The following is a 26,592-nucleotide window of genomic DNA, read 5'->3' on the forward strand; positions in this document are numbered from 1 at the left end:
TTTTTTTCGATCCCGATCCCGATAGCGATTTCGATTTGGATACAGAACAAATTAGCCCTGGTTGCGGGGACGGGCCCCTGCCGGCCATCGGTTTGGATCGTGAAAGCGATCCGGGTTGATTTGGCGAGCTTATGTCTTATTATAATGCTTTATGGATCAAAAAATTCACAAATATTTAACCACCCCGCTCCAAATCCGGGATCAGCAGATTGACAACCGTCTGATGCTTGCCCCCATGTCCGGATTGGGCAATGCCGCCTTCCGGGAGCTTCTGGCTGAATACGGCGGGCCGGGGTTGATGTCTATGGAAATGTGCAGCGCCCGCTCCGTACCCCAGGAAAACCGGTATGTGTCCTCGGTCTTCAGATGGCGGGATGCGGAGCTGCCCTGGCTGGTCTGCCAGATTTTCGGGGATTCGCCGGCGGATATGGCGGCCGCGGCCCGGCGGATCGAAAAAGAGGGGTTTTTCGGCGTGGATCTCAATTTCGGCTGCTCAGTGGCCCGGATCTGCAAGCGTAACTGCGGGGCTGCACTCCTAAAATCCCCGGATCAGGCGGTAAGCATTGTCAAAGCGGTCCGGCAGGCGGTGGAATTTCCGGTTTCTGTCAAATTCCGGACCGGATGGACGGATTCACCGGCACCGGCCGTTGAAATGGCCCGGCGGTTTGAAGCCGCGGGCGCAGATGCCTTGACTTTCCATCCCCGGGTGGCGCCGGACCGTCGGGCCCGGCCGCCGAAATGGGCCTATATCGGGGAAGTGAAATCCGCCGTATCCATTCCGGTGTTCGGAAACGGCAATGTCTTCTCAGCCGCCGACTGCGAGGCCATGCTGCTTAAAACCGGCTGCGACGGGGTGGCATTGGGCCGCGGCGCCGTTGCCCGGCCGTGGGTGTTTTCCGAAATGATCCACGGGCGCAGGTTCGGCCCGGAATCGTATGCCGAAATGTTTAACCGCCTGATCGATCTTCTGGCGGCCCATTATGATGAGGCCACCGCCCTCCGGCGATTTCGGAAAGCCGCGGTCTACATGGCCGCCTATTTCAGGTACGGCCATGCATTTAACAAGCGGCTTCGCAAGGCAGCGGATCTGAATGAACTCCGGGCGCGGGTGAATGAATTTCTGCAAACCCCGCCGGAATTGTCAGCGGAGCCGAATCTGAATTTCTTTTAGCAATGGGATTAATTTTTCCTTTACAGAATTTTTAATTTAAGGATAAAATTAGTAGTTTATTAAAGTCGTGCCGGTGCCTGCGGCAGGCAAATCCGGCGGATTTATTTAGATATTTAAAATTATGTATCGTCAATACAACATAAACCGTTCCGGCCAGGGGATAGATAAACCGTCCCCGACCATCCGTGAGGATTTTGAGCAGCGGGAGGCCAATTTTATTTCGCCCTATGGGATGCTTTCCGCTAAATCCCGGGGGCGGGCCCGCGAAGAAGCCCCTTGTCCGGTGCGCACCGTATACCAGCAGGACCGGGATCGCATCGTGTTTTCCAACGCCTTCCGCCGCTTAAAACATAAAACCCAGGTTTTTTTGTCGCCCCTGGGCGATCATTACCGTACCCGGCTGACGCATACCCTGGAGGTGGCCGAGATCGCCCGAACCATCAGCCGGGCGCTGCGTTTGAACGAAGATCTGGCCGAAGCCATTGCCCTGGGCCATGACCTGGGCCATACCCCGTTCGGCCACAGCGGAGAGACCGCGCTCAAGGAGATTTATTCCCCGGACTTCTGTCATAACGAACAGAGCCTGCGGGTCGTGGACGTGCTCGAAAGACACGGCCAGGGGCTTAACCTGACCTATGAGGTAAGAGACGGCATTTTAAAGCATTCCAAGGGGTTTGGCGATATCATGCCCTCTGACCCCTCGGAGATCGCCTGTACGGTGGAGGGCCGGATTGTACGGTTTGCCGATATTATCGCCTATTTGAATCATGATCTGGATGACGCCATCCGAAGCGGGGTGGTTAAGGAATCCCAGGTGCCGAAGGATTGTGCGGCCGTCCTGGGTGCCAGGCATTCCGAGCGCGCCACCACCATGATCCGGGATCTGATTTATTCAAGCGAGATCCAGGATGACGATTACGTCTTAAAATTGAGCGAGCCGGTTGCGGATGCCATGGACTGTCTGCGCGGCTTTCTCTATGAGAATGTCTACCGCTCGGAGCGGGTGCATGCCGAGTTTATCAAGGCAAAAAAGATGATTATAGAGATTTACAGCTATTTTCTGGAAAATCCCGAGGCCATGAAAGCCAAGCTCGCCGGCATGGAAATGGCGGTGGCCTATCACCAGGAAGCGCCCCTGGACCGGCTGATCTGCGATTTTATCGCCAGTATGACTGACCGCTACGTATTAAACCTCTATAATAACATATTCGTGCCCACCCCCCTGGTTTGATCCACTCGATGCCATCCATGTCTTACGATACCATCTATCCGGCGCCCGGTGATTTTTTTGATCGGCTGGCGGATTTGTATGCGGAAATGGACCAGGTATACGAAAAGATTGCCGCCGAATATGGCTTTAATTGCCGGGGGTGTGCGGATAACTGCTGCCAGACAAGGTTTTATCACCACACCCATATTGAAACCGCTTATCTGCTCGCCGGTTTTGCCGGGCTGGCAGCCGATAGTCAACAGTTGATCCAGCGCAGGGCCCGGGGAGTGGCTTTTGCTCAGCGGGCAAATGCGCCCGGCGCGGACCGCCTGATGTGTCCGGCCAATATTGATGGCTGGTGCGCGCTTTATCCGTATCGGCCCATGATCTGCCGGCTCCATGGATTGGCCCATGAACTCCGCCCGCCGGGAAAACCCAAAACTTATGGGCCGGGCTGCGGCGAATTTGAGCGCGTCTGCGGGCATAAATCCTATGTGCCTTTTGACCGGACCCCGTTTTATGCCCAAATGGCCCGACTGGAGCAGGCGTTTAAGGCCCATGCCGGCATTGACGCCCGGATCAGGAAAACCGTGGCTGATATGATTGTGGATGCGAGTTTGCATCCTTAAAAGGAATCGTTTATATGAAGTATGTGGAAACCGATGACCCGGCGGATATCCCGGGACGCCTCCTTGAAGACACGGATCGCTTCTGTTTCCGCTGCTATCCGGGTATCTCCTGCTTTAACCGGTGCTGCCGGAATCTGAACCTTTTTTTATACCCCTATGATGTGATCCGGCTGCGTAAATCCCTGGGTATCACCTCAGGCGAGTTTATCGACGCCTACGCGGACGTCGTGGTCCGCGAAGGCAGTCACTTCCCCTCTGTGCTTTTGCACATGGCGGAGAACCAGGAGAAAACCTGTCCTTTTTTGACGGATGCCGGCTGCCGGGTCTATCCGGACCGGCCCCAGACCTGTCGGGCGTTTCCTGTTGAACACGGGATTTATTATGACGGGCAGACCGGCCAAAGTCGACTCGTCCATTATTTCCGCCCCCCGGATTTCTGTCAGGGGCAGTATGAGGAGACTACCTGGACCAAGGATACCTGGGCGGCGGACCAGGAGGCGGTTTTTTATAACCAGATGACCGTTGAATGGGCGGACTTCATGCGGCTGTTTCGCGCCGATCCCTGGGGCGGAGAGGGGCCTGACGGGCAGAAGGGACGGATGGCCTTTATGGCCACTTATAACGTGGATACGTTCCGGGATTTTGTTTTAAACAGCAGTTTTCTTAAGCGGTATAAGGTTAAATCCGATATCCGTCTAAAAATCAAATCCGATGACGTGGCCCTGCTGCGTCTGGGCATCGCCTGGGTGAAGCTTTTTTTGTTCGGCACTGCCGGAAAAAACATTAAGGTCATGCGCTAGCGCTTCCTCTCCCTGGCCACGTCCTTATCAAAATCCGCATTCCGCCAGGATTCATCCGCCGGCCGGTATTCTCTTTCAAATGTTTCAATGATCTCTTCCAGCGGCAGATCCGCGAATTCGCCCCGATGCCGGATGTATTCCATGTGCCGGTTGCCCTTAAGGTCAAAGGGGTGGTAGATGGCGTCGGATTTTCCGTCAAATTCAAGGGGCTTTAGGAAAAATTTCTCACAAAGTTCGATATTAAATGCCGGGGTGGCCTTAAGCCATTGGCCGTTCAAGTAAATAGACGTATATCCGTGCCAGTAAAAGATATCGGTCTGCATCTGCTGGCGCAGTCGCTCGGTTGACAAATGGTTTTTAACATCGGCAAAGCCTAAGCGGGCGGGGATATTTTTATGCCGGCAGCAGGCGGCGAGAAGAATCGCCTTGGCCACACACCAGCCGCGGCCGTTTTTAAGGGTGGTGCTTGCCTTCAGGCCTTCAACCGAAAGATCGATGGCATAGGGATCATAGCGGATCCCGTCGCGCACGGCGTAATAAAGGTTGACCGCCCGGGCTGTTGGGTCCTTTAGTTGACCGGCCTTTTCATCGGCAAAGGCGGCGACCGACGGATCGTCAAAATTAATGAATTGCGTAGGCTGCAGGGATTCTTCCATAAAACGCTACCAGTCGATATCCGGCGGCGCGTCACAGGCCACCATAAAGGGATCAAACACCTGGGAGATATAAATCTTACCCTGGTAGACCAGGGCCGTGGAGGCCGCACTGATAAATTCTCCGGAATTGACGTAAATCGGCTTTTTCACGCCCGTCTCCGGGGTGATCCGCATGACCACCGTGGGGGCGGTTTTTTCACTGTCCTTGGCATGCCGTAAGAACGCCCAATCATCATAATGGGCCGCAGTGATCAGGTACTTCCCATACCGCATCAGGTTGTCCCCGCCTTTTAAGGAGACGACCGCTTCTGCTTCACCGAGCCTGCCGTCCGGGTGCCGGGGAAAGGAGAGTACCTGATTGCCCAGCGTGGTGGTGACAAACACCTGATCCGTTTCCGCCAGAATGCCGTTGGCAAAGGCCAGATCCTTTGCGGCGATCTGCCATTTTTTATCATCCGCATCGTAGAAGGCGATTTCCGAGGCGCGCCGCTTAAAATAGAGGTCCAGCTTGCCGCGGTAATCATTGGTTAAGTAAATGTCGCCGTTTTCAAGAACGGAGAGATCATTGGGCGACCAGAGACAATCCGGATCCTCGAACCAATTCTTAAATGTCAGCTGATCCTGAAACACCTGGTATACAGCCACCGCATGCTCGGTTTTTTCGCCGGTATCATAGGGGTCGTGGAGGATGACGTAAAGATAGGTAACGCCTTCTGCATGCCGGACATCCATGCCATGGGGTTTGAATGCGGCAATTCGCGCGGGTTCCCCTTTTCGCCGCATAATGCCTTTGCGGCCGGTCTCCGGTTCATAAAAGAAAATATTGCCGTTTTTTGGCGGTTCCCGCCGCTCACAGCATGAAATCAGAAACCGGGACGGATGCTGCCACTTATCCAGCACAAAATCCTCCGGCCCGGGACCGATGTCAATTTTAGCGCATTTTCCATGCATGTCAGTGACGGTCTCCGGCAGCTTTTCCTTAAACGAGCACGCGGAAAGGCCAAGGCCGGCTAAAACAAGCATGCCGGCCACACACAGGGCAATCGATCGTTTTTTCATGGCACATACCATACCCCATGTGCCCGGGATTGTCCAGACAATGCCGTTCGTATACACGGTAAATTTGTTCTATCTATTTTTCAGGCGGGCACGGTGGCCCGCCCTACGAATGGGGAAAAACCCGATTCATCGTAGGGTCGGCCACCGTGCCGACCATAACTTCTTGATTTCATTAACCTAATACCTAATACCCAAAACCTAAAACCCGATTAAGTTCCTTGGAAGACCTGATAAAGGGTATCCAGTGATTATTATATAAAAAATTAGCCGGGTGGTCAGAATGAGCATGAGATCTTCGACATTTTTCAATTCTATGCTATATTAATAACAGCTAATACCTTCTAATAAGGAGCCTGGTATTCAAATGCCGGATCATCAATTCGCCACCTCCAATACCGGAAAGTATGTCGCTGCTGTCATCGTGCTGGCCATCGTTGCGGTTGCCGGCTACTTCGGATATCTTAAAGTAATGCAATGGCATCAGCAGGAAGTCCAGACCGCTGTATCGGAGCAGGCGCAGCACCTGGCAGCGCAAACCAGGGACCTGCAGGAAACGGTTGAAGCCTTAGAGCAAAAGCTTGAACAGGCGGACGAGCAAAAACAGACGCCAAAGCAGGCGGCTGCCGAACGGATCGAAAAGGTTTTCGGCGAGCCGCCGGAAAAGCCGCCCATCAATACCATGGCAGTCATGGAAACCCCCGGCTGCTATCAGTTGGAGCAGAAAATCAACGCATTTTTCAGCTACCTGGATCAGCAGGGGGTTTTGGCGGCCGCCGGCATTGAGGATGCTGAAGGCGCCCGTCAGGTGTTTGAGGATATGGTGACTGCGCTTTCGGCCAGACCGCCGTTAATCATAAGAGAAACCCAGGATATCATAAGCCTCATACACAACCAGGCCCATTTTTTCCGCACCCTGGATAAGAAGCGGATTGCGCTCATCAAGCATATCCTGCAGACAGAAAGAGATGTGCTGGAGCATGCCCTGCTGAATTTTTATGACTACTATGTTAAACTGGGCGGCTGCGGGGAGCAGAGCGAGGCGGTCGTTTCTCTGGAAACGCTGTACGAGTATGCGGGCTTTTTTTTAAACACGCTTTCCGGCAAGAGCTATATTTTGCGCCGGGATTCCACCATCCGCTGCCTGACCCGATATTACAGCGTGCGGGTGCTTGATCAGGCCAATAAGGCCACCTTGAACCGCTACGGCATAGACATCCGGCCCCACATTCAGCTGGCCTTGGATGATATTCGCCATCAGAATGGCCTGATATACAAGGATGTATATCTTGAAAAGCTGGCGAATATAGAGAAAGCGTATGACTAAGGCCTATTTTTTTTGACTTTTCCGGCTGATGGTCCGCCAGTGATCCAGTCTTTCCCTGATGATTTTCTCATAGCCCCGGTCCGTGGGCTGGTAAAATGAGCGGCCCCTTAATTTCTCCGGCAGATAGTCCTGGGAAACCACCGCCTCCGGGTAATCGTGTGGGTATTTGTACCCTTCGGCGTAGCCCTCCTCCTTCATGATCCGGGTCGGGGCGTTTCTGATATGGTAGGGCACCGGCAGGGTGCCGGTTTTTTTGATGGTTTTTTGGATTTGCCCGTACGCCGCGTAGATCCCATTGCTCTTGGGCGCGCATGCCAGGTAGGCGGCGGCCTGCGCAAGGCTTAAGTCCCCTTCCGGAGACCCCAGAAACCGGTAGGCGTCCATGGCGTCCATGGCAAGGGTCAATGCCCGGGGATCGGCATTGCCGATATCCTCCGAGGCAAACCGCACCATGCGGCGGGCAATATAGAATGGGTCCTCGCCGCCTTCCATCATACGGGCCAGCCAGTAAAGGGCCGCATCCGGATCGCCCCCGCGCAGGCTCTTGTGAAAGGCGGAGATGAGGTTGTAATGCTCCTCGCCCGCCTTGTCATAGGCAAGGGCTTTGCGCTGCAGCGCAGTTTCCACATCCTGGCGGGTGATTTCCGTATGCCCGGCGGACTGCGCGGTAAATGCGGCCACCTCAAGCGCGTTTAGCGCCGCCCGCCCGTCGCCGTCGGATATGGAAACAATATGGGCGGCCGCCTCATCCGAAAGCGTTAAGTCCGTTTCGCCCAGCCCGTTTAGAGAATCTGCCGCGGCCCGGGTAAGCAGGGTTTGGATATCCGCATCCGACAGGGCATACAGGGAGATGATCTGGCAACGGGACAGAAGCGCGGATATGACCTCAAACGAAGGGTTTTCCGTGGTGGCGCCGATCAGCGTGATCAGGCCGCTTTCCACGTGATGGAGGAAGGCATCCTGCTGGGATTTGTTAAACCGGTGGATTTCATCTACAAACAGGATGGTACGTTTCTGGTAGCGCTGCTGCTGCTCCTTGGCGGTCTCAATAACGCTTCGGATGTCTTTAACCCCGGTGAGCACCGCTGAAATATGAACGAAATGGCAGCTGGTCTGTTCCGCAATGATCCGGGCGATGGTTGTTTTGCCGGAGCCGGGCGGGCCCCACAGAATCATGGAAAACAGGCGGTCCGCGGTGACGGCATTTCGAATCAGGGTGCCGGGGCCCGCCGCATGCTGCTGGCCGATCAGCGCATCCAGGTTTTTGGGCCGCATCCGGTCGGCCAGGGGCCGGGAGTCGTCAGCCGCCTTTTGGGGCGGCGGATTGAAAAGGTTTCGGGTTTCGTTGGTTTCGTCAGAGGACGCCATAGGGATGTCCGGTCGAATCAGGCCCGTTTCCGGGCTTTTTTCTTTTTAGTCGGCGCCGGGCGCTTTTTCTTTTGTCTGGGTTCGGATTCCCCGCGTTTTCTGAAGTAAAGCCGCACCGGCACCTGGTCCAGGCCGGTCTCCGCCCGGATCTGGTTGATGAGGTAGCGTTTGTAAGAAAAATGCACGCCTTCGGGGTAGTTGACAAAGCAGACGAATGTGGGCGGCCGGGTTGATGCCTGGGTGGCGTAATAGAATTTCAGACGCCGGCCGCGAAAGAGCGACGGCTCCGTGCGCTCAGTGGCCTGCTCGATGATCTTGTTTAACGGGCCGGTGGCAATGCGGCTTGCATATTGGGCATAGACGGTATCCACGGTTTCAAATATCCGGGGCACGCGCTTTCCGGTCACGGCGGATACGGTTAATACCGGGGCAAAGCTTAAGTACTTGGCCTCGCTTCTTAACCAGTCCATCATGCGCTGCATGGTTCGGCTGTCTTTTTCCACGATATCCCATTTGTTCAGGACAAAAATGCAGCCCCGGCCCTGTTCAAAGGCATAGCCCGCGATTTTGACGTCCTGCTCGGTGATGCCCTCGTAGCCGTCCAGAAGAATCAGCACCACATCCGCGCGTTCAATGCTTCTAAGGGCCTTTATAATGGAATACTTTTCAATTTTTTTGGATACCCGGCTTTTCCGGCGGATCCCGGCGGTATCGATAAAAATATAGCGGCGGCCGTCCCTGAAGAATGGCGTGTCAATGGCATCCCGGGTGGTGCCGGGCTGGCTGCTCACCATCACCCGGTCTTCGCCCAGAATCCGGTTGATGAGAGAGGATTTGCCCACATTCGGCCGCCCGATGACCGCGATCTTTATTGCCTCGGCTTCCGGTTCCGGCGCGGCATCAGGCAATTCGGCGGTTAACCGGTCCAGGAGCTCGTAAACCCCATACCCGTGTTCCGCGGAGACGGGAAAGAATCGGTCCACGCCGAGTTCGTAAAAGGGATAGCACCGGTCCTCCTGGGTTTCGCTGTCCACCTTGTTCACCGTAAGCATCACGGGCACGTTATGGGTTTGCACAAGCGCCAGAAGTTCGCGGTCATACGGGGTGGGCCCGGTTTTTCCGTCAAAGAGCAGAATGACCGCATCCGCTTCCTTGACCGCCTGTTCCACCTGGAGACGGCTCATGGCGGTGAATTCATCCTCCGCCCCGGCGAATCCGCCGGTATCAATCAGGGTAAAAGCGCACCCGTCCCACTCGGCGTTTCCATAGTGTCGATCCCGGGTAACCCCCGGAAAATCGTCAACCAAAGCGTCCGTTGTTCGGGTGATACGGTTGAACAGGGTGGATTTTCCGGCATTCGGGTGGCCGATAATGGCAACAACAGGTTTCATAGCTTCCGGAAAACAGGCTTTCTTGAGGTGTTTGGATTTATCGCAAGCAAGCGGGGCGATGCGCTAAATCTTATAGATGATGCGTTCCTCGGTAATAATGATATCCACGAATTTATCGTGGGATTCCATGGGAACCATCTGGGTGATCTGATCCTCGAACGCAAAGGCCACTTTTCTGGCCGTGACCGGCAGTTTTGGAATCATCCGGTCATACCGCCCGGCACCGATGCCCAATCGTCCGCCTTTTTCGTCAAAAGCGACCCCCGGTATAATGGCGATATCGATATGATCCATGGAAACCGGCTTACATCGCTTTGGATTGGGTTCCAGCATTTTGCCGGTCCCTTTTCTTAAGTCCGCATCCACATTCTGAATCTTGTAGAGTCTGGCTCCGCCATTGGCATCGTCAAACAGCGGCAGCACGATGTCTTTGGGGCTGTCAATGCACCGGCGGATAATATGATCCGTATCCACCTCGCGATGGGTATTGATATAAAACAGGGAAACTTCGGCTTCAATAAAATTGGCGAACTCAAAGAGCTGGGCTTCGATCGCATCCAGCTTTTTCCGGATCTCTTCCCGGGAGTAGGCTTCCAGCTTTTTCTCAATCAGTTTCCGCAGTTCCTGTTTTTTTTCTTTGACATCCTCCATCAATCTATTCTCCAACACAAGCAAAAATAAATACCCCTTATATATGATTTTTTCAAAATTTTCAATAATTATTGACGCCCCCTGTATTGGGTGCTAATTTTTAATATTTTATGAATTGTTAAGTATACTTATTCATTAACAATATAGGTACGCTATGCTGGAAATCAAGTACGTCCGACAAAATTTGTCTGAAGTTTCAGAGGCTTTGCAGAAACGGGGGGATGCCGCTGACTTGGATACGTTTAAATCAGCGGATGAGCGGCGCAGGGAGATTCTCTCTGAAATGGAGGCGCTGCGCCACCGCCGGAACATGGTCTCCGATGAGATCGCAAAGAAGAAGAAAAACGGTGAAGATGCCGAAGATCAGGTTGTCGAGATGCGCGATGTTTCCAGCCGGATCAAAAAGATGGAGCAGGAACTGGCGGACTGCGAAAACACCCTTAATGAGATTCTGATCCGTATTCCCAATATTCCGGAGGCCTCGGTGCCGGTGGGTGAAGATGATACCCAGAACCGCCTGGTCCGGGAAGAGGGCGAGCGGCCGGATTTTGATTTTGACGCCAGGGCTCACTGGGACATCGGCGAGGCCCTGCATATTCTGGATTTCGAGCGGGCGGCCAAGATTACGGGCTCGCGGTTCCCCTTGTATTTTGGCGCGGGCGCCCAGCTTGAGCGGGCGCTTATCTCCTTTATGCTGGATCTTCATACCCGGGAAAACGGGTATACGGAGGTGCTGCCGCCGTTTATTGTAAACCGCAAATCCATGACCGGCACCGGTCAGCTGCCCAAGTTTGAAACGGATCTTTTTAAACTGCAAGACTGGGACTATTACCTGATTCCCACCGCCGAGGTGCCGGTAACCAATATATATCAGGATGAAATTCTTGACGAGGAAAGCCTTCCAATCTACTATACCGCTTATACGCCCTGCTTCCGATCCGAGGCCGGCTCCCATGGTAAGGACACGCGCGGGCTGATCCGGCAGCATCAGTTCAATAAGGTGGAGCTGGTCAAGTTTGTTGCACCGGAAAACTCCTATGATGAACTGGAAACGTTATTGGCGGATGCGGAAGGAGTGCTCAAGCGGCTTAACCTTCCCTACCGGGTGGTGGTTTTATGCACCGGCGATCTCGGGTTTTCATCCGCTAAAACCTATGATATCGAGGTATGGCTGCCGGCCCAGGAAAAGTACCGGGAGATTTCCTCCTGCAGCAATTTTGAGGGCTTCCAGGCCCGGCGCGCCGGCATCCGCATGCGTCGCAAGGGAAAGAAGGGCACCGAGCCGATTCATACCTTAAACGGCTCGGGTCTCGCGGTGGGGCGGACTGTGGCCGCGATTCTGGAGAATTTCCAGCAGGCCGACGGGAGCGTGGTTATCCCGGAGGCCTTGAGATCCTATATGGGCGGAAAGGAACGTATCACACCGTGAAACCCGAAGAATTTTCAAAAGATATCCAGCCCTACCTGGTGCCTGCGCCGGCCGGCAAACTGATTTACCGGTGCCTGGGCTGCGGCGCCGAATACGGCATTGAAAAACTGTTATACACCTGTCCGGACTGCGGCAAGGTCTTATTGCTCCAGGATCCGAAATTCGAGCGGCTAAAGGCGATTTCCGGCAAAACCTGGCAGGAGATTTTTGATTACCGGAAAATGCTGAATATCCCGGCGCTTCAGGGGATCTACCGGTTCCACGAGTTTATCGGGCCGATCCTGCCGCTGGATGCGATTGTTTATCTCGGCGAAGGCAACACCCCGATCATCGAGTCCAACCGGTTTTTACAGGAAACCGCCGGGGCCCGGATATTTTTTAAAAATGACGGCCAGAACCCGAGCGCCTCGTTTAAGGACCGGGGCATGGCCAGTGCGTTAAGCTATATTCAGTACCTCATCCAGCAGGGGCTTGTGGAAAATATTTTGGCGGTCTGCGCCTCAACCGGGGATACTTCCGCCTCTGCCGCCCTTTATGCGTCTTATCTGCAGCCGAAGGTAAAATCCGCGGTCCTTCTGCCGCATAAAAAGGTGACCCCCCAGCAGCTTTCCCAGCCCCTGGGCAGCGGGGCGGCGGTTTTTGAGATTCCGGGGGTTTTTGACGACTGCATGAAAATCGTAGAGGCTCTGTCTGAGACCTATAACGTGGCGCTTTTAAATTCCAAAAACGCCTGGCGGATCCTGGGGCAGGAATCCTATTCCTATGAGATCGCCCAGTATTTTGAGTATGATCTGGCCGACAAGGTGGTGGTGGTGCCCATCGGGAATGCTGGCAACATTACGGCGGTGATCAACGGGTTCCTGAAATTTTTTGAAACCGGCATTATTGATGCCCTGCCCAAGATTATCGGGGTGCAGTCCGAACATGCCAATCCGGTATACAAGTATTATCTGGAGCCTGAGCCGGAAAAGCGGCATTTTGAGCCCGTGCATGTAAAACCCAGCGTGGCCCAGGCCGCTATGATCGGAAACCCGGTTTCCATGCCGCGGGTGATCCACCTTGTGGAAAAATACAATCAAATGGCCGGCCGGCAGCGGGTGTTTGTGGCCGAGGTGACCGAACAGCAGATCATGGACTGGCAGCTCACCGCCAACCGAAACGGCCATGTGATCTGTACGCACGGCGGGGAATGCCTGGCCGGTATTGTGGCCGCCAGGGCGCGCGGCCTGGTTGAACCGCATGAAAGCGTGATTTTGGATTCCACCGCCCATGCGCTGAAATTCTCGGGCTTTCAGGAAATGTATTTTGAAGACAGCTTTCCGCCGGAATACGAGGTAACCCCCAAGCCGGCGCTCATCAATGCGCCGGAACTCATCCGCCCGGCGGATCTGGAAGCCGTGCCCGAACCGGGCAAACCGCTGTCCGGGGAGGCGCTGGATGGGTTCGTTTCCCGGATAGCCCGGGAAATCGCTCAAATTTTGGATTTAAAGAAGGTTTCCCGTTAGATGGAATCCGGCAGATTCCGGTTATTTGCCATTGTCTGGGGTATGGTCGCGGTGCTCGCCGGTATTTTACTGGCTTTTCCGGCCCATGCCGCCTTTTTCCAGAAGCGCTTTGTGGTCTGCCAGGACCGCGGCCGTGACATTCTTTGCGATCCCTATGTGGTGCAGAAAAACGACTATGTGATCAAGCTCTTCAAACAGCGGGGCGAAATTGCGCACGAAGATTTTCCCCAATTTTTAGCCATCTTCAAGCGAATCAACTCGGATGTTGAGGATGTCAATAAAATCTATCCCAACCAGAAGATCCTGATCCCTTTAAAAATTCTTGCGCCCGGCGCCATTGAGGGGCAATCCACCGGCACGGTGACCATTCCGATTATAAACATCACCAACCTGCCGGACAGCATGATCCAGAATTCCTCGCGCTATGAAGTGCAGTCCGGGGATACGGTTTCCAGGCTGATTGCCGAGCAGTTCGGCAAACTGAACCGGAAGGAATACGATAGGGTGCTTGAACTGTTTAAATACATGAACCCGGATGTGGAGGACGTCAATCTTATCCGGGTGGGGGAAAAAATCCGGCTGCCGGACCCGGCAGTACGAAATGCCGGCTGGTATGATGCCGTATTCGACGAATCCGGCCAAATTGATAGTAAAAAGCCGTTTAAGACGCCTGAGCCGGAGCCGCCGCCCGCCAAATCCGAGCCGGAACCGGCGGTTACGGATAACGCACCGGAGCTAAAACCTGAACCTGAACCTGAGCCTGAGCCTGAAAGCCAGGCGCCGCCTGAGGAGGCCGCTGAAGCCCCTGAATTATCCAAAAGTCCCCCCAAAGAACCGAAAAAAGCGTCAGCGCCCCCAAAACAAAAGGCAGCCGGGCGGCTGGGCCCGGTTTATAAAAAAGCCGCCCGGATATTAAACGCGCGGCTTATGGATGAAGGGGATTTCTTCTTTCCCCGGGCGGGGCTTGCGGATTACAGGGTCGATTTGACGCAGAATCCGATCATGGAACTGCCCGAGGGGGGGCGTCTGCTGTTTGATCCCCATGAGCGGGTGGATGAGAAGGCGGCCGCTGCCATCAAAAAATTCTGGCGCAACCTCTCGATTGTCCGTTTGGCGCCCAAGGCTACGCTTCGGGAGCTTTTTCAGAAGATTTGTCCGCTTATCGATCCGGACGGGTGCGAGAACAAACTGACGTTTTCCGATAACGGCATATCCGTGACGGTCCGGGGGGAATACATATATGAGCGCCCGGACGGGGACGGCAAAGCTTGCCTTACGTTTATCCGGGACCCAAGCGAGCAGATGGCGCCCGCCATCCGGAGTTATCTGGCGCATCAATGGATAAGCGTTGAGGACTGGATCAACCGGGAGAATGTTTTTTCCCGGGCCCGGCAGGCCGCAGAACATCAGGGGGCGGTCGGCAGGGCCGAAACCCTTATCGCCTCAAGCCCCTCCGAGGTAGTTCGCGCGCTCGCCGAGCAACTGGGATACACATATCAGGAAAACGTTGAAATTTCATTTCCCTATGCGGGCTTCCAGGTCAAAGCCTTAACCAACCTGCTCGCCCTTGGCCCAAGCAGCGAGGTGCTGATCGATTACGGCGACCTGCAGGGGGATGCGATCAAATCGATTGAATTCACCGGCTTTGAGGTGATTCAAATCCAGAACCGCAATGATCCGTATCAAGCAGCCCGGCGGCTGCTATCCGAACTGCCGGTGGAACAAAATGATACGCCGATGTTCTGGGCGGCCAATCGGCGGCGGATACACAATACGTCCTTTAAGTTGCCGGGGACAGTGGTGTCAGCTCCCGGCCAGTCCGGAGAAGAACGCAGAATTCTGATCACCAGCGTTGAAGTGCCGCCGGAAATAAGGTATTTTCTTTCCGAAAAAGGGCTTGCCGTGCTTCAGGTACGCGGACCATAAAATATTAAAGGAATTCGCATCATGGCATCAAGAAAATGGCGGCTTTTTATCTGCCTGATAACCATTTGCGGCCTTACGGCCTGCGCTGCAGGCGATTTGGCGCTACGAAAAGAGCGGGCCACCGCCTCCCGGGAGCTGGGAGAAGTCTATATGAGCCAGGAGTCCTATACCCGGGCGCTTCGGGAATTTCTGAAGGCTGAGCAGATTTACGCCAAAGACCCCTTTCTTCAGAATGATCTGGGCCTGGCCTATATGGCCAAAAAACAGTATGATAAAGCCATTTCGCATTTTAAGTATGCCCTGGAATTAAACCCCGATTATGCGCCGGCCAGAAACAATCTCGGGGCGGCCTATATGGAAAACGAAGACTGGGATGCGGCTATTGAATGTTTTGAGGCGGTAAAAGATGATCTGCTCTATGCCACGCCCCATTTCCCGCTGACCAATCTGGGATTTATCGCCTATCATAAGGGCAACTATGAGCAGGCCGTCCATTATTACAAAGAGGCCTTGGATTTAATGCCCGGATTTCCGAAGGCCCTTCACGGGCTGGGGCAGGTATATTTGGATACCAGCAGGCCGGATAAGGCGGTGGAAGTCCTTGAAAAAGCCGTGGACAAGGCGCCCGGGCAAACCCGGATTCACCTGGATCTGGGCAAAGCCTACCGTGACATCCATGAATACAATAAAGCCTACAAGACATTTAAAAAAGCCGCGGCCATGGGCAAGGATACCCGGCTGGGCGAAGAAGCGGAGCGGCTGGCTGAAGAAGTCTGGCGGTTCGAGTAATGGCCTCGGCCCCTATGAAAGCAGCCGCAGCACGGCGGCCATATCGTCCTTGTCCTGCACACTTAAATCCATTGGCCCGCCGGCGGGGGCCAGGGCGGAAAGAAATTCCGTTTTGCCGTAAACGGCAATGCTGATCCGGTCAATCTGGTCAATTTTTTCCCGGGCTGCGGCCACGTCAATGGCTGAAACATTCATCCCCTTCATGATCAGGGCTTCCACGGTATTGGATGCCAGCGCCTGCTGATTTTTTTCCCCTGCCCGGACGGCTTTAATGAGATGCTGTTTGTACGTCATCAGGGCCTCATAAATGTCCGTTCCGGGATCGGTCTGCTCCAGCAGAAAAATGGCCAGATCCAAGAGCTCCCAGAAGTCATCTGGCTGACGGGTGGGATGCGGGGCCGAGGGCCGGGCAAGCCCCTTAACTAGCGCACAAAGAAAATCGATTTGGTTGTTTGTTTGGCCGATCCGCGCATTTCGCAGTTTGACCCGCATCCGGCAGGCATCTTCGGCCTCCGGCAGAAAATGATCAATGGCCTCTGCGATTTGGCGGGAAATGGTGGCGCTCGGGCGGAGCCGGCTTATCATCTGGCGGATGGCCGTCTCAGTTACCGGCAGAATCGCTTGGCCGCGCTGATCCGGAAAACAGAGCCGGGCCTGAAGGTTTTTCTGGCTTAAAGTATGGACCACCTCAGAAACCTCCGCCTCGGTCAGTTCGGCTTCCGAGAGGATGGGTTCAAGTTTTTCCTGTGTGGCCGCATCCGGAAAAAAGATCAGTTCAACCGCCGTGTCCGCCTCGCAGTTATCCGCATCCACTAATGCTTCGGCCAGCGCTTGCCCGGATGTTGGCGAAAGCGTTGAATCAATATAATGCACCACCGCATCCGGTAAACAGATGTCCCCGGAAAGGATCTCCGTCAATTCCTGAACCAGCTTTTCTTTTGTTTGCTGCTTGCGCATGGGTCGCCTGAAATTTGGTTGTGGCGTTTGTCCGCAATATAAAGGCGGCAGCCGCTGAATGCAACCCGGATTTTTTCGGGGGGTTCCGCCGGCCGGGCTGTTCGAGCGGCCGGGCGAATCCGAATATTTGCTTGACAAGTGTTTGGTTTTAGTCCACATTTTTTAAAAATAGATCAATAACATATTATTCCTTATGAGAGATTCTGTCATGAATTATCATTTTGCCTGGCCCCGCGTTTTTGCCTTTTCTTTATTCTTTATCTGCTGTTTGTTTTTGATGCTGCCGCCTGCCGGATTTTGTGAGTCCAATGCATCTGAAAACGATTCGGCGGAGATGGATGCCCCGGAATCGTTCGAGGCAGCCGAAAATGCCGACCCCGAACCCGAAGCAGCGGAAGCTCCGGATAAATTTGTGCCCATGGCGGTGGAACCCCCGAATCCGGAAGCTCTAAAGCTCACGGATCAGGGAATCCGTTTTTACCGGGGGCAGGGTGTTTCCCAGGATTACGAGAAGGCGGCGGACCTGTTTTTAAAAGCCGCGGAAAAGGGCGGGGCTGCCGCTCAGTATGCGCTCGGGTATATGTATGAACAGGGCCTGGGCGTGGCCGCGGATTCAGATGAAGCGCTGGCGTGGTATCGCAGAGGCGCAGAGCAGGAACACGTGCTGGCGGAATACGGATACGCCCATATGCTTTATTACGGAAAAGCCGGCGAAAAGCAGCCGGAGGAGGCGGCGAAATGGTACAAACGGGCGGCCAACCGGGAAGATGCCCTGCCGATTCATTATTACAGCCTGGGCGCCATATATGATTCCGGCACCGGCTTGCCGGCGGATCCGGAAAAAGCCGCAAGATGGTATGAGCAGGCGGCTGAAGCCGGCTATGCAAAGGCCCAGCTTTGTCTGGGGGATATGTTCTATAAGGGCGAGGGCGTAGACAGGGATCCCTGGCAGGCGCTGAACTGGTACGAAAAAGCCCATGCCCAGGGGCTTGTTCAAGCAAGCTATGGTTTGGGGGTGATCTATTATAAGGGGGACGGCATTCCCCGGAACTATGAGAAAGCGGCGGAATACTTTCAGGCAGCCGCAGATAAAGATTTTGCGCCGGCCATGTACAGCCTGGGGGTGATGCATGAGGCCGGAGAAGGGGTGGCAGAGAATTCCAAGCGAGCCCTTCTGCTTTATGAAAAAGCCGCAAACGCCGGGTTTGGCGATGCCATGTACCGGATCGGCATGCTGTATGCCAACGGCAGTCTCGGCAAGCCGGTTGATGAATCCAAGGCGGTGGAATGGTTTGAAAAAGCCGCAGACAGCGGCAGCAGCGAGGGGGCGTTTGCATTGGGCGTGGTCTATGAGGAGGGCAAGGCCGGCGTGGAAACGGATTACCCCAAAGCCGCCGAGTGGTATCGGCAGGCCGCTTCAGACGGGCATGCCAAGGCCCAGATGCGGATGGGCGTATTGTATGATAATGGACTGGGTGTTGAAAGGGATTTGAAAACGGCTGCAAAATGGCATCAAAAGGCGGCGGCCCGGGGCCTGGTGTATTCCCAGCTTCGCTATGCGGGCATGTGCTACAACGGCATGGGCGTGGAAAAGGATTTTAATCAGGCGTTTAAATGGTATGAAGCCGCGGCCCGTCAGGGCGATGTGGAGGCCCAGTACAGTGTCGGGGTCATGTGTTTTAACGGCCAGGGCACGTCCCAGAGCGATGTAACCGCCTATGCCTGGCTTTCCCTGGCCGCGGCCCAGGGAAAGGATGTGGCGGCCGAGCAGCGCCAGGTGCTAAAATCGCGGATGACAGAGACCCAGATCAAAACTGCCGAAGAACTTTTCAGCAAGCTTTACCAGGAGATCCTTCTCTAAATTCCCAAACGAGGTTGTTTGTATGAGTGTTATCATTGAGCTATCTATTTTTCCAATGGACAAGGGTGTCAGCGTGAGTCCGTATGTCGCCCGGGTGGCCAAAATTATCGAGGGTAGCGGCCTTTCTCATGCGATCAATTCCATGGGCACCTGCATTGAAGGGGAATGGCCGGAAGTAATGAGAGTCGCGGATCAGTGCTTTAAAGATTTGCAGAGTGACTGCGACCGCATCTATCTGACGATGAAGGCGGATTACCGCAAAGACCGCTCCGCCGGCCTGACCGGGAAGGTGGAATCCGTCAAATCACAAATGTAAACCTCAGTTTGATGCAGCAAATCTGCTTCTTTCAAGCAATAAAAAAGGGGTTTAAGATTTCTCTTAAACCCCTGATTTTGTTAGTGGCGGGAGCGACGAGACTCGAACTCGCGACCTCCGGCGTGACAGGCCGGCGTTCTAACCAGAACTGAACTACGCCCCCGTGTGTAAAATTGTCAAATAACTGGTAGGCGGAACAGGGCTCGAACCTGTGACCTACGGCTTGTAAGGCCGCCGCTCTCCCAACTGAGCTATCCGCCCTCACTTAAAAAATAATTTTTAACAGCCGGCGCCATTACTGTCAAGCTTAAATTACATTAATCAGCAATATTTAATGTTGCAGGCTGGCCGGCAGCGGCTCGCCGGTATCCGCGGTTTCCGCCATAAACTGCTGATGCTGCTCAGTATAGGGGGATTCGCCCTCCTTGACGAGAATCGCGTGCTTGACCACTTCATCCATATGTTCCACCGGCAGGATTTTGACCTGCCTGGCTACGCTCTGCGGGATTTCTTTTAAATCCTTCTCGTTTTCTTTGGGAATCAGCACCTGCTTGATCCCGCCCCGATGGGCGGCCAGAATTTTTTCTTTTAAGCCGCCGATGGGCAGAATCCGGCCGCGAAGTGTGATTTCGCCCGTCATGGCAACGCTCCGCTTCACCGGCAGTTTGGTGAGCGCAGAGACGATGGAGACGCACATGGCAATCCCCGCAGACGGTCCGTCCTTTGGTGTCGCCCCTTCGGGGACGTGGACATGGAAGTCATATTTTTCGTGAAAATTCTGATCAATATTGAACTGATCCGACCGGGACCGGACATAGCTGATGGCAGCCCGGGCGGATTCTTTCATGACATCCCCCAGTTTGCCCGTAACATTGAATTCGCCTTTGCCCGGCATGATCACGCTTTCGATGGAGAGCAGCTCGCCGCCGAACTGGGTCCAGGCAAGGCCGGTCACAATGCCCACCTGATCCTGGCTCTCAATCTGGCTGAACCGGTACTGGGGCGGCCCCAGGTATTTCTCCACGGATTTGGCCGTGACCCGAATCATCTTATCCCGGTCCTCTTTCAGAATCGCCCGGGCCACTTTCCGGCAGATGGAGGCAATCTCGCGCTCCAGGTTCCGGACGCCGGCCTCCCGGGTATAATCCCGGATGACCGAGTAAATGGCATTTTTCGAGAATTTAATATGATCTTCCTGCAATCCGTTCTGGCGGATTTGCTTGGGCACCAGAAAATCCTTGGCAATATGGTATTTTTCGATTTCCGTGTACCCAGGCAGCCGGATGATCTCCATTCTGTCCTGAAGCGGCAGCGGAATATCCGGCAAGGTGTTGGCCGTGGTTATAAACAGCACATCCGAAAGATCGTATTCCACGTCCAGGTAATGATCGTTGAATGAATAGTTCTGCTCCGGGTCGAGGACTTCGAGCAGGGCGGCAGACGGATCGCCGCGGAAATCCATGCTCATCTTGTCAACCTCATCCAGGCAGAACACCGGATTATTGACATTCGCCTTTCTTAAAGACTGGATAATTTTTCCGGGCATGGCGCCGATATAGGTCCGCCGGTGGCCCCGGATCTCCGCCTCGTCCCGCACCCCGCCTAACGACAGGCGCGCAAATTCACGGCCCGTGGACCGGGCGACGGATTTGGCCAGCGAAGTTTTGCCCACGCCGGGCGGGCCCACCAGGCACAGAATCGGCCCCTTGATTTTCTGCATCAGCGATTGCACAGCCAGGTATTCCAGAATCCGTTCCTTGGGCCGGCCGAGCCCGTAGTGGTCCTCATCAAGGATCTGCTCCGCGTTTTCAATGTCCGTATTGATCTTGCTTTTATTGTACCAGGGCAGGCTGATCAGCCATTCGATGTAATTTCGCACCACGGTCGCCTCGGCGGACATGGGCGTCATCATTTTAAGCTTTTTAAGCTCCTGACGCGCCTTGGCAGCCGCCTCCTTGGACATCTTTTTCTTTTTGATCCGCTTTTCCAGCTCCTTTAGATCATCGCCCTCGCTCTCATCAGCGCCCATTTCCTTCTTAATGGCCCGCATCTGCTCATTGAGGTAATAATTCTTCTGGCTTTGCTCCATCTGGGATTTGATGCGGCCTTTGATCTTCTGATCCGTCCGCAGGATGACGATTTCGTCATGGATCAGCTGAAGGAGCTGCGAGAGGCGCTCCTCAAGAGAAATGGTCTCCAGGAGTTTCTGGTTATCCTTGGTTTTAAAGGAGAACTGGCCGGCAATGGTATACAGAAGTTCCGCGGGATCCTGGATGGACTGAATATTTTCAACCGTTTCCTTGGACAGGTTTTTATTCAGTTCCGAATACTCCTCAAATGCCTGCAGAATGTTTCGGAAAAACGCTTCCTTTTCATTGGGGCCGATGGTGGGCTCCTCCAGAATCTCCACAGAGACTTCGAAAAAGCTTTCATTGGGGTTGAAGGTAAGTATCCGGCCCCGGAATTTTCCCTCCACGACAGTCTTTACCGTCCCGTCCGGCAGGCGCAGCATCTGCAGCACCTTGGCCACGGTGCCGATGGTTTTGATGTCCTTGTCTGTCGGGTGCTCTTTGCCGGGATCCGACTGGGTGGCCAGCAGGATGTATTTATTGTCCTGGTGCATGGCCTCGGAAATCGCACTGATCGATTTGCTGCGCCCGATAAAGAGCGGAGAAATCGTATGCGGAAAAACCACCACATCGCGCAGGGGCAGAAGCGGCAGGTTCATTTCCGAATGGGTGGCACTGTTGTCATATGTATGTTTTTCTTTAGCCATAATATCAAAGTCACTATTATTCTATAGTTTAATTGGGATCTGTTTATATATTTAATTTAAATCCCTATTGTTTGATTGTCAGGGGGTGAGAACCGTGATTTTCGGCAGGCCAAAGTCCGGCCGGTGTTTTTAACACGCCGGCCGGACATATATTAGTAAAATTAAGCCTGTTTTTTGGGCTGTTCATAGAGGAGGATCGGGTCTTCGCGATTAACCACCACTTCCTCGCCCACGACGCATTCCTTCACGCCGCCGATGGAAGGCAGGTCGTACATGATGTTGAGCATCGTTTTTTCAAGTATGGCGCGAAGTCCCCGTGCGCCGGCACCTTGTTTCATGCTCTCTCTGGCAATGGCGGCCAGCGCGGCGTCGGTAAACCGGAGGTTCACCCCCTCGATTTCAAACAGCTTTTGGAATTGTTTGATAAGCGCGTTTTTCGGCTCTGTCAGAATTTTGATCAGGGCCTCCTCATCTAAATCCTGCAGGGTGGCCACCACCGGGAGCCGACCCACAAATTCCGGAATCAGGCCGAACTTAATGAGGTCTTCGGTTTCCACCTGCTTGAAAATTTCGCTGGCGGTCTGGGTGCTGGGGCTCACGATGTTTGCCCCAAAGCCCATGGCCTTGGACCCGATGCGCTTGCGGATGATCTGCTCCAGGCCGTTGAAGGTGCCGCCGCAGATGAACAGGATGTTGGTGGTATCCACCTTGACAAAATCCTGCTGCGGATGCTTGCGCCCCCCTTTGGGCGGAACGCTCGCGGTGGTCCCCTCAATGATTTTCAAAAGCGCCTGCTGCACCCCTTCGCCCGAAACATCCCGGGTGATGGAGGGGTTGTCGGACATCTGCGCGATTTTATCGATCTCATCAATATACACGATGCCCCGCTGGGCCTTTTCCACATCATAATCCGCATTCTGCAGAAGCGCCAGGACAATATTTTCAACATCTTCGCCTACATACCCGGCTTCGGTCAGGCTGGTGGCATCCGCAATGGTAAACGGCACGTTCAAAAACCGCGCCAGCGTCTGCGCCAGAAGGGTTTTGCCGCAGCCGGTCGGGCCGATCATCATGATATTGCTTTTATGGATTTCTACATCATCGGTTATTACCGAAGTATCCAGCCGTTTGTAATGATTGTGTACGGCTACGGATAGGACCTTTTTCGCCAGATCCTGCTGTATGACGTATTCATCCAGCTTATCCTTGATTTCAGAGGGCGCCATGATCCGGTTGGCGATATCCGAATCCTTGACGTTTTCTTCTTCAATGATTTCACTGCAAAGCTGAATGCATTCATCGCATATATAGACGGCGGGACCGGCGATCAGCTTTTTTACCTCTTGCTGGTTCTTGCCGCAGAACGAGCAAAACAGGTTCTCATTGCTCTCGTCGCCTTTCACTGACATACTAAGCCTCCGTTTCAGTGATCTTATCGAGATCGTCGCGATTATAGATCACATGATCAATTATACCGTATTCTCGGGCTTCCTCACCGGACATGAAGAAATCGCGGTCCGTATCCTTTTCAATCCGTTTTAAGTCCCGGTCGGTGTGATGCGCAAGAATTTTATTAAGGCTCGCCCGCAGGCGAATGATTTCTTCTGCCTGAATTTTGATATCCGATGCCTGGCCCTGGATACCGCCCATGGGCTGGTGGATCATGATACGGCCATTCGGCAGGGTATAGCGTTTTCCCTTGGCGCCGGCCGCGAGCAGCAGGGCGCCCATACTGGCCGCCTGACCGATGCAGACGGTTGTGATATCCGGCTTGATGTACTCCATGGTATCATAAACAGCCATCCCGGAGGTGACAGAGCCGCCCGGGGAGTTAATGTAGAAGTTAATATCTTTATCCGGGTCTTCGGACTCCAGAAAAAGCATCTGGGCGATCAGCAGATTGGCGATTTCATCGTTTATCTGAGTGCCCAGAATAATAATCCGGTCCTTTAGGAGCCGTGAGTAAATGTCATAGGCGCGCTCGCCCTTGCTGGTTTGTTCAATAACCATTGGGATTAAAGGCAATGTATTTCCTCCTTATATATTATGCATTGGTGTCTGCATTTTCATCGGAATTTTCCGCGGATTGCTCGGGTTCCACGGTTTCTATGGTTGCATGATCTATTATAAGATCAATTGCCTTTTTTTCAAGTAACGCATGCTTGAAACCCTCCAGCTTGTCCGCATTCTGCTTGTAATAGGTTTTAATGGCGTCAACCGGCTGGCCGGTGGCTTCGGAAAATCGGCTGTATTCGGATTCCAGCTCCTCATCGGTGACTTCCATGGCTTCCTGCTCGATGATTTTATTCAGTAAGAGGTGCCGGCGCACCTGCTTTTCCGCCAGATCGCGGTACTGCTCGGCCATTTTATCCCGGGTCAGTCCCAGCTGCTCCATGGAAAGACTGTTTTGGGCGAACCGCTGCTCCGCATCCTGAATGATGCCGTCGATTTCATGCTGTACCATCACTTCAGGGACTTCAAAGTTCTCAGTCAGCAGTTTTTCAAATATCTGCTCCTGCATCTCCTGGTCCGCGCGTTTGTCATAGCCCTGCTGCAGGTTTTTCCGGATCTCCTCGCGAAGCTCCGTCATTGAATTGAACTCCCCGAGTTTTTTGGCCATTTCATCGTCCGCCGCGGGCAGCACTTCCTCGCGGATTTCCTTGAGGGTGACCTGGAATTCGATATCAAGGCCGGCCAGGTTCTCGTTATGGTAATCCTCCGGAAAATGAATGGTAAAGGTTTTGGCCTCCCCGGGTTTCATGCCGATGAGCTGCTGATCGAAATCCTCGGAGATCATTCCCTGGCCGATTTTCAGCGTATAATTTTCGGTTTTTTCGGTTTCCGCATAGGGCTGGCCGTCTTTAAAGCCCTCATAATCGATCACCACATAGTCGCCGTCTCCTGCGGCCCGCTCTTCTTGAATAGGGTGATATTCCGCCAGATGTTTTTTGAGCATTTCAATCTGGTTGTCGATTTCGGATTCGTCTGCCTGATAATTGGTTTTTTGCAGGTTCAGCCCCTTGAAATCGACTTCCGGTAATTCGGGCTTTAATTCAACCGTGGCATCATAGGTAAAAGACTGGTCCGGTTTGAGATCCGATGGATCGATGTCAGGTGTGCCCAGAATGGGCAGGTCTTTTTCCTTGATAGCATCAAAGAGGGTATTCTGGATCAGGTTCTGCATGACCTCGGAGTGCACATCCTTCTGGAATTTGCGCTCCAGCACGGAGCGCGGCACTTTACCCGGCCGATAGCCTTTGATTCGGGCATTTTTTTTGAGATTATCGTAGGCTGAATCCAGTTCTTTGGCAACTTCCTCTCGGGGTACTTCGATATGCAGCTTTTTTTTGACGCTGCTGATGTCTTCGACTGTTACATCCATAATTGAATCCTTAAACCTCCCGTATTTATTTGAAGCTCCCCGCTGGTTAGGGCGGAGAGGCGGCATCAAGGGAAAATTTTTCCGGCAAAACTTACCGGCGTGGGTATGGCTGTCCGTTCCGGCAGCCCTGTGTTCTGTTGGTGCGAGAGGGGAGACTCGAACTCCCACTCTTTTTCAAGAGCTGGATCCTAAGTCCAGTGCGTCTACCAATTCCGCCACTCTCGCTATTGATTTTATCTGCGCTTTCAAATAAAAAGTTGATGACGCTGGCAAGAGTTTCTGGGAATCGTCATCAACCGTTTGGAATTAAATATAAAATTTATCGATCCGCATAAAAATCCTGCTTAAAGTAATATCTATATATATTGGTGTCAAGGAAAATTAAGGAATTACGCCATGATGCGAAGAATCGCCGGCCCCCTGTCGCAACATTTTATAAGCGGTTTAATTATCTTGGCTTTGCTGGCAATCCCCTGTGGATGGTCGGCGGCATCTGAATCGGCGGATGCCTCGGAACAGCCCGTGATTATAATCGATCCCGGCCACGGCGGCCATAATGCGGGAGCCCGCGGGCCGGGCGGCAGCCTTGAAAAAAATATCACTCTGAAATTTGCAAATGTTCTAAAGGAAGCGCTTCAGCCCGATTATCAGGTGAAGTTGACCCGAACGGGCGATTACCGGGTAAGCCTTGAAAAGCGGGCCTCCGTAGCTAATCACCAGGACGGGACGCTTTTTATTGGTCTCCACGCCGGCGGATTTGTCCGGGCGGGGCTGGATGAGTGGACGGTTTATTATTTTGCGCCACATGACAGCCGGGCGCGATCCGGTGCTTTGGATAAAACCCGTGAGGCGTTCGCCGGCCGGAGCCTGGAATGGCGAAGGGTGCAGGCGAAACTGACGCAGGCCAGCCAGGCGTTTTCCGAAACCGTGGCCGAAAATCTGAAAAGTTGTCCGGATATCAGCCGCGTAGAATCTGCCGGCGCCCCGTTGCTTCTTCTTGAAGGCATTGACATGCCGGCGGTGATTGTGGAAATCGGGTATCTGACCAATCCCTCATGTGAAGGCCGCCTGAATGATCCGGATTTTCTGGCGGCCGCGGCCCGGTGTCTCCGCAGCGGGGTTGATGCATTTTTTCGGGAAAAGCAAGGCAAAAAGAAAGATAACGGCTTGCATGGCGATTAAAAGGATGGTACCTAAATTGAACGATTTTCAAGTAGTCGGGGCGTGGCGCAGTCTGGCAGCGCGCCTGCTTTGGGAGCAGGAAGCCGCAGGTTCAAATCCTGCCGCCCCGACCAATAAATTCAAAGGGTTATGGTTTATCCATAGCCTTTTTTTATGCCGAAACAGGCGTGGAAAAGAATTCGGGTACCAAAATGGAGAGCCTGAGCAAAT

General features: G+C 53.7%; 22 protein-coding genes and 4 tRNA genes. 13 read left to right on the plus strand and 13 right to left on the minus strand.

Annotation, left to right across the window (positions count from 1 at the left end):
• Positions 1-151: 151 nt before the first annotated feature.
• The 4 genes from U5L07_18680 to U5L07_18695 all read left to right on the plus strand — a co-directional run bounded on the left by U5L07_18680 (position 152) and on the right by U5L07_18695 (position 3,810).
• A complete protein-coding gene (locus U5L07_18680) occupies positions 152-1,171 on the plus strand; it encodes a tRNA-dihydrouridine synthase family protein (GenBank protein MDZ7833778.1) in 1,020 nt (339 codons plus the stop codon).
• 121 nt (positions 1,172-1,292) lie between these two features.
• A complete protein-coding gene (locus U5L07_18685; GenBank protein MDZ7833779.1) occupies positions 1,293-2,402 on the plus strand; it encodes a deoxyguanosinetriphosphate triphosphohydrolase in 1,110 nt (369 codons plus the stop codon).
• A 17-nt stretch (positions 2,403-2,419) separates the two neighbouring features.
• Entirely contained in the window at positions 2,420-3,010 is a 591-nt protein-coding gene (locus U5L07_18690) for a hypothetical protein (GenBank protein MDZ7833780.1), read from the plus strand.
• 14 nt (positions 3,011-3,024) lie between these two features.
• A complete protein-coding gene (locus tag U5L07_18695) occupies positions 3,025-3,810 on the plus strand; it encodes a YkgJ family cysteine cluster protein (protein ID MDZ7833781.1) in 786 nt (261 codons plus the stop codon).
• On the opposite strand, the gene U5L07_18700 is transcribed toward U5L07_18695, so the two are convergent.
• Both U5L07_18700 and U5L07_18705 read right to left on the minus strand, forming a co-directional pair.
• Positions 3,807-4,466 carry a transglutaminase family protein gene (locus U5L07_18700; GenBank protein ID MDZ7833782.1) on the minus strand — a complete coding sequence of 220 codons (660 nt, stop codon included), beginning with the start codon at positions 4,464-4,466 and terminating at the stop codon, positions 3,807-3,809. The genes U5L07_18695 and U5L07_18700 overlap by 4 nt on opposite strands.
• Positions 4,467-4,472: 6 nt before the next feature.
• The gene (locus tag U5L07_18705; GenBank protein ID MDZ7833783.1) at positions 4,473-5,525 is read right to left on the minus strand and encodes a hypothetical protein; all 1,053 of its coding nucleotides are present in this window, start codon (positions 5,523-5,525) and stop codon (positions 4,473-4,475) included.
• Between the two features lie 364 nt (positions 5,526-5,889).
• Here U5L07_18705 and U5L07_18710 point away from each other — a divergent pair, with 364 nt between their 5' ends.
• Entirely contained in the window at positions 5,890-6,849 is a 960-nt protein-coding gene (locus U5L07_18710) for a hypothetical protein (GenBank protein ID MDZ7833784.1), read from the plus strand.
• A 3-nt stretch (positions 6,850-6,852) separates the two neighbouring features.
• Here U5L07_18710 and U5L07_18715 read toward each other — a convergent pair whose 3' ends face one another.
• The 3 genes from U5L07_18715 to U5L07_18725 all read right to left on the minus strand — a co-directional run bounded on the left by U5L07_18715 (position 6,853) and on the right by U5L07_18725 (position 10,259).
• Positions 6,853-8,217 carry a replication-associated recombination protein A gene (locus U5L07_18715; protein ID MDZ7833785.1) on the minus strand — a complete coding sequence of 455 codons (1,365 nt, stop codon included), beginning with the start codon at positions 8,215-8,217 and terminating at the stop codon, positions 6,853-6,855.
• Positions 8,218-8,234: 17 nt separating this feature from the next.
• Positions 8,235-9,608 (minus strand): ribosome biogenesis GTPase Der, encoded by a 1,374-nt coding sequence (gene der / locus U5L07_18720; protein MDZ7833786.1) that lies wholly within the window; start codon positions 9,606-9,608, stop codon positions 8,235-8,237.
• A 63-nt stretch (positions 9,609-9,671) separates the two neighbouring features.
• On the minus strand, positions 9,672-10,259 hold the full coding sequence (locus U5L07_18725; GenBank protein ID MDZ7833787.1) for a 5-formyltetrahydrofolate cyclo-ligase: 588 nt from the start codon (positions 10,257-10,259) through the stop codon (positions 9,672-9,674).
• A 154-nt stretch (positions 10,260-10,413) separates the two neighbouring features.
• On the opposite strand from U5L07_18725, the gene serS reads away from it, so the two are divergent.
• From serS to U5L07_18745, 4 genes are read left to right on the plus strand one after another with little or no spacing between them, the layout of a single operon-like run.
• The gene (gene serS, locus U5L07_18730) at positions 10,414-11,688 is read left to right on the plus strand and encodes a serine--tRNA ligase (protein ID MDZ7833788.1); all 1,275 of its coding nucleotides are present in this window, start codon (positions 10,414-10,416) and stop codon (positions 11,686-11,688) included.
• Positions 11,685-13,193 carry a threonine synthase gene (gene thrC / locus U5L07_18735; GenBank protein ID MDZ7833789.1) on the plus strand — a complete coding sequence of 503 codons (1,509 nt, stop codon included), beginning with the start codon at positions 11,685-11,687 and terminating at the stop codon, positions 13,191-13,193. The genes serS and thrC overlap by 4 nt, the downstream gene beginning before the upstream one ends.
• On the plus strand, positions 13,194-15,119 hold the full coding sequence (locus U5L07_18740) for a LysM domain-containing protein (protein ID MDZ7833790.1): 1,926 nt from the start codon (positions 13,194-13,196) through the stop codon (positions 15,117-15,119).
• A gap of 21 nt (positions 15,120-15,140) precedes the next feature.
• Complete coding sequence (locus U5L07_18745) at positions 15,141-15,908, plus strand: tetratricopeptide repeat protein (protein ID MDZ7833791.1); 768 nt, start codon at positions 15,141-15,143, stop codon at positions 15,906-15,908.
• A 12-nt stretch (positions 15,909-15,920) separates the two neighbouring features.
• On the opposite strand, the gene U5L07_18750 is transcribed toward U5L07_18745, so the two are convergent.
• A complete protein-coding gene (locus U5L07_18750) occupies positions 15,921-16,865 on the minus strand; it encodes a hypothetical protein (GenBank protein MDZ7833792.1) in 945 nt (314 codons plus the stop codon).
• A 208-nt stretch (positions 16,866-17,073) separates the two neighbouring features.
• On the opposite strand from U5L07_18750, the gene U5L07_18755 reads away from it, so the two are divergent.
• Both U5L07_18755 and U5L07_18760 read left to right on the plus strand, forming a co-directional pair.
• Complete coding sequence (locus U5L07_18755) at positions 17,074-18,726, plus strand: hypothetical protein (protein ID MDZ7833793.1); 1,653 nt, start codon at positions 17,074-17,076, stop codon at positions 18,724-18,726.
• A 22-nt stretch (positions 18,727-18,748) separates the two neighbouring features.
• Positions 18,749-19,042: an MTH1187 family thiamine-binding protein gene (locus U5L07_18760; GenBank protein ID MDZ7833794.1), complete on the plus strand. Its 294-nt coding sequence runs from the start codon at positions 18,749-18,751 to the stop codon at positions 19,040-19,042.
• Positions 19,043-19,126: 84 nt separating this feature from the next.
• Here U5L07_18760 and U5L07_18765 read toward each other — a convergent pair.
• From U5L07_18765 to U5L07_18795, 7 genes are all read right to left on the minus strand, one after another.
• Positions 19,127-19,205, minus strand: a tRNA-Asp gene (locus U5L07_18765).
• Between the two features lie 22 nt (positions 19,206-19,227).
• Positions 19,228-19,303, minus strand: a tRNA-Val gene (locus U5L07_18770).
• Between the two features lie 70 nt (positions 19,304-19,373).
• A complete protein-coding gene (gene lon / locus U5L07_18775; protein ID MDZ7833795.1) occupies positions 19,374-21,818 on the minus strand; it encodes an endopeptidase La in 2,445 nt (814 codons plus the stop codon).
• Positions 21,819-21,979: 161 nt separating this feature from the next.
• Complete coding sequence (gene clpX, locus U5L07_18780) at positions 21,980-23,227, minus strand: ATP-dependent Clp protease ATP-binding subunit ClpX (protein ID MDZ7833796.1); 1,248 nt, start codon at positions 23,225-23,227, stop codon at positions 21,980-21,982.
• 1 nt (position 23,228) lies between these two features.
• On the minus strand, positions 23,229-23,843 hold the full coding sequence (clpP, locus tag U5L07_18785) for an ATP-dependent Clp endopeptidase proteolytic subunit ClpP (protein MDZ7833797.1): 615 nt from the start codon (positions 23,841-23,843) through the stop codon (positions 23,229-23,231).
• A 19-nt stretch (positions 23,844-23,862) separates the two neighbouring features.
• Entirely contained in the window at positions 23,863-25,200 is a 1,338-nt protein-coding gene (gene tig, locus U5L07_18790; GenBank protein MDZ7833798.1) for a trigger factor, read from the minus strand.
• 138 nt (positions 25,201-25,338) lie between these two features.
• Positions 25,339-25,425: transfer RNA gene (locus U5L07_18795), tRNA-Leu, on the minus strand.
• 171 nt (positions 25,426-25,596) lie between these two features.
• Between U5L07_18795 and U5L07_18800 the strand changes: the two genes are divergently transcribed.
• Both U5L07_18800 and U5L07_18805 read left to right on the plus strand, forming a co-directional pair.
• Positions 25,597-26,382 carry an N-acetylmuramoyl-L-alanine amidase gene (locus tag U5L07_18800; GenBank protein MDZ7833799.1) on the plus strand — a complete coding sequence of 262 codons (786 nt, stop codon included), beginning with the start codon at positions 25,597-25,599 and terminating at the stop codon, positions 26,380-26,382.
• A 36-nt stretch (positions 26,383-26,418) separates the two neighbouring features.
• Positions 26,419-26,495 (plus strand) — tRNA-Pro (locus U5L07_18805).
• Positions 26,496-26,592 lie beyond the last annotated feature (97 nt).

Source organism: Desulfobacterales bacterium (genome assembly GCA_034520365.1).
Taxonomy (GTDB): domain Bacteria; phylum Desulfobacterota; class Desulfobacteria; order Desulfobacterales; family Desulfosalsimonadaceae; genus M55B175.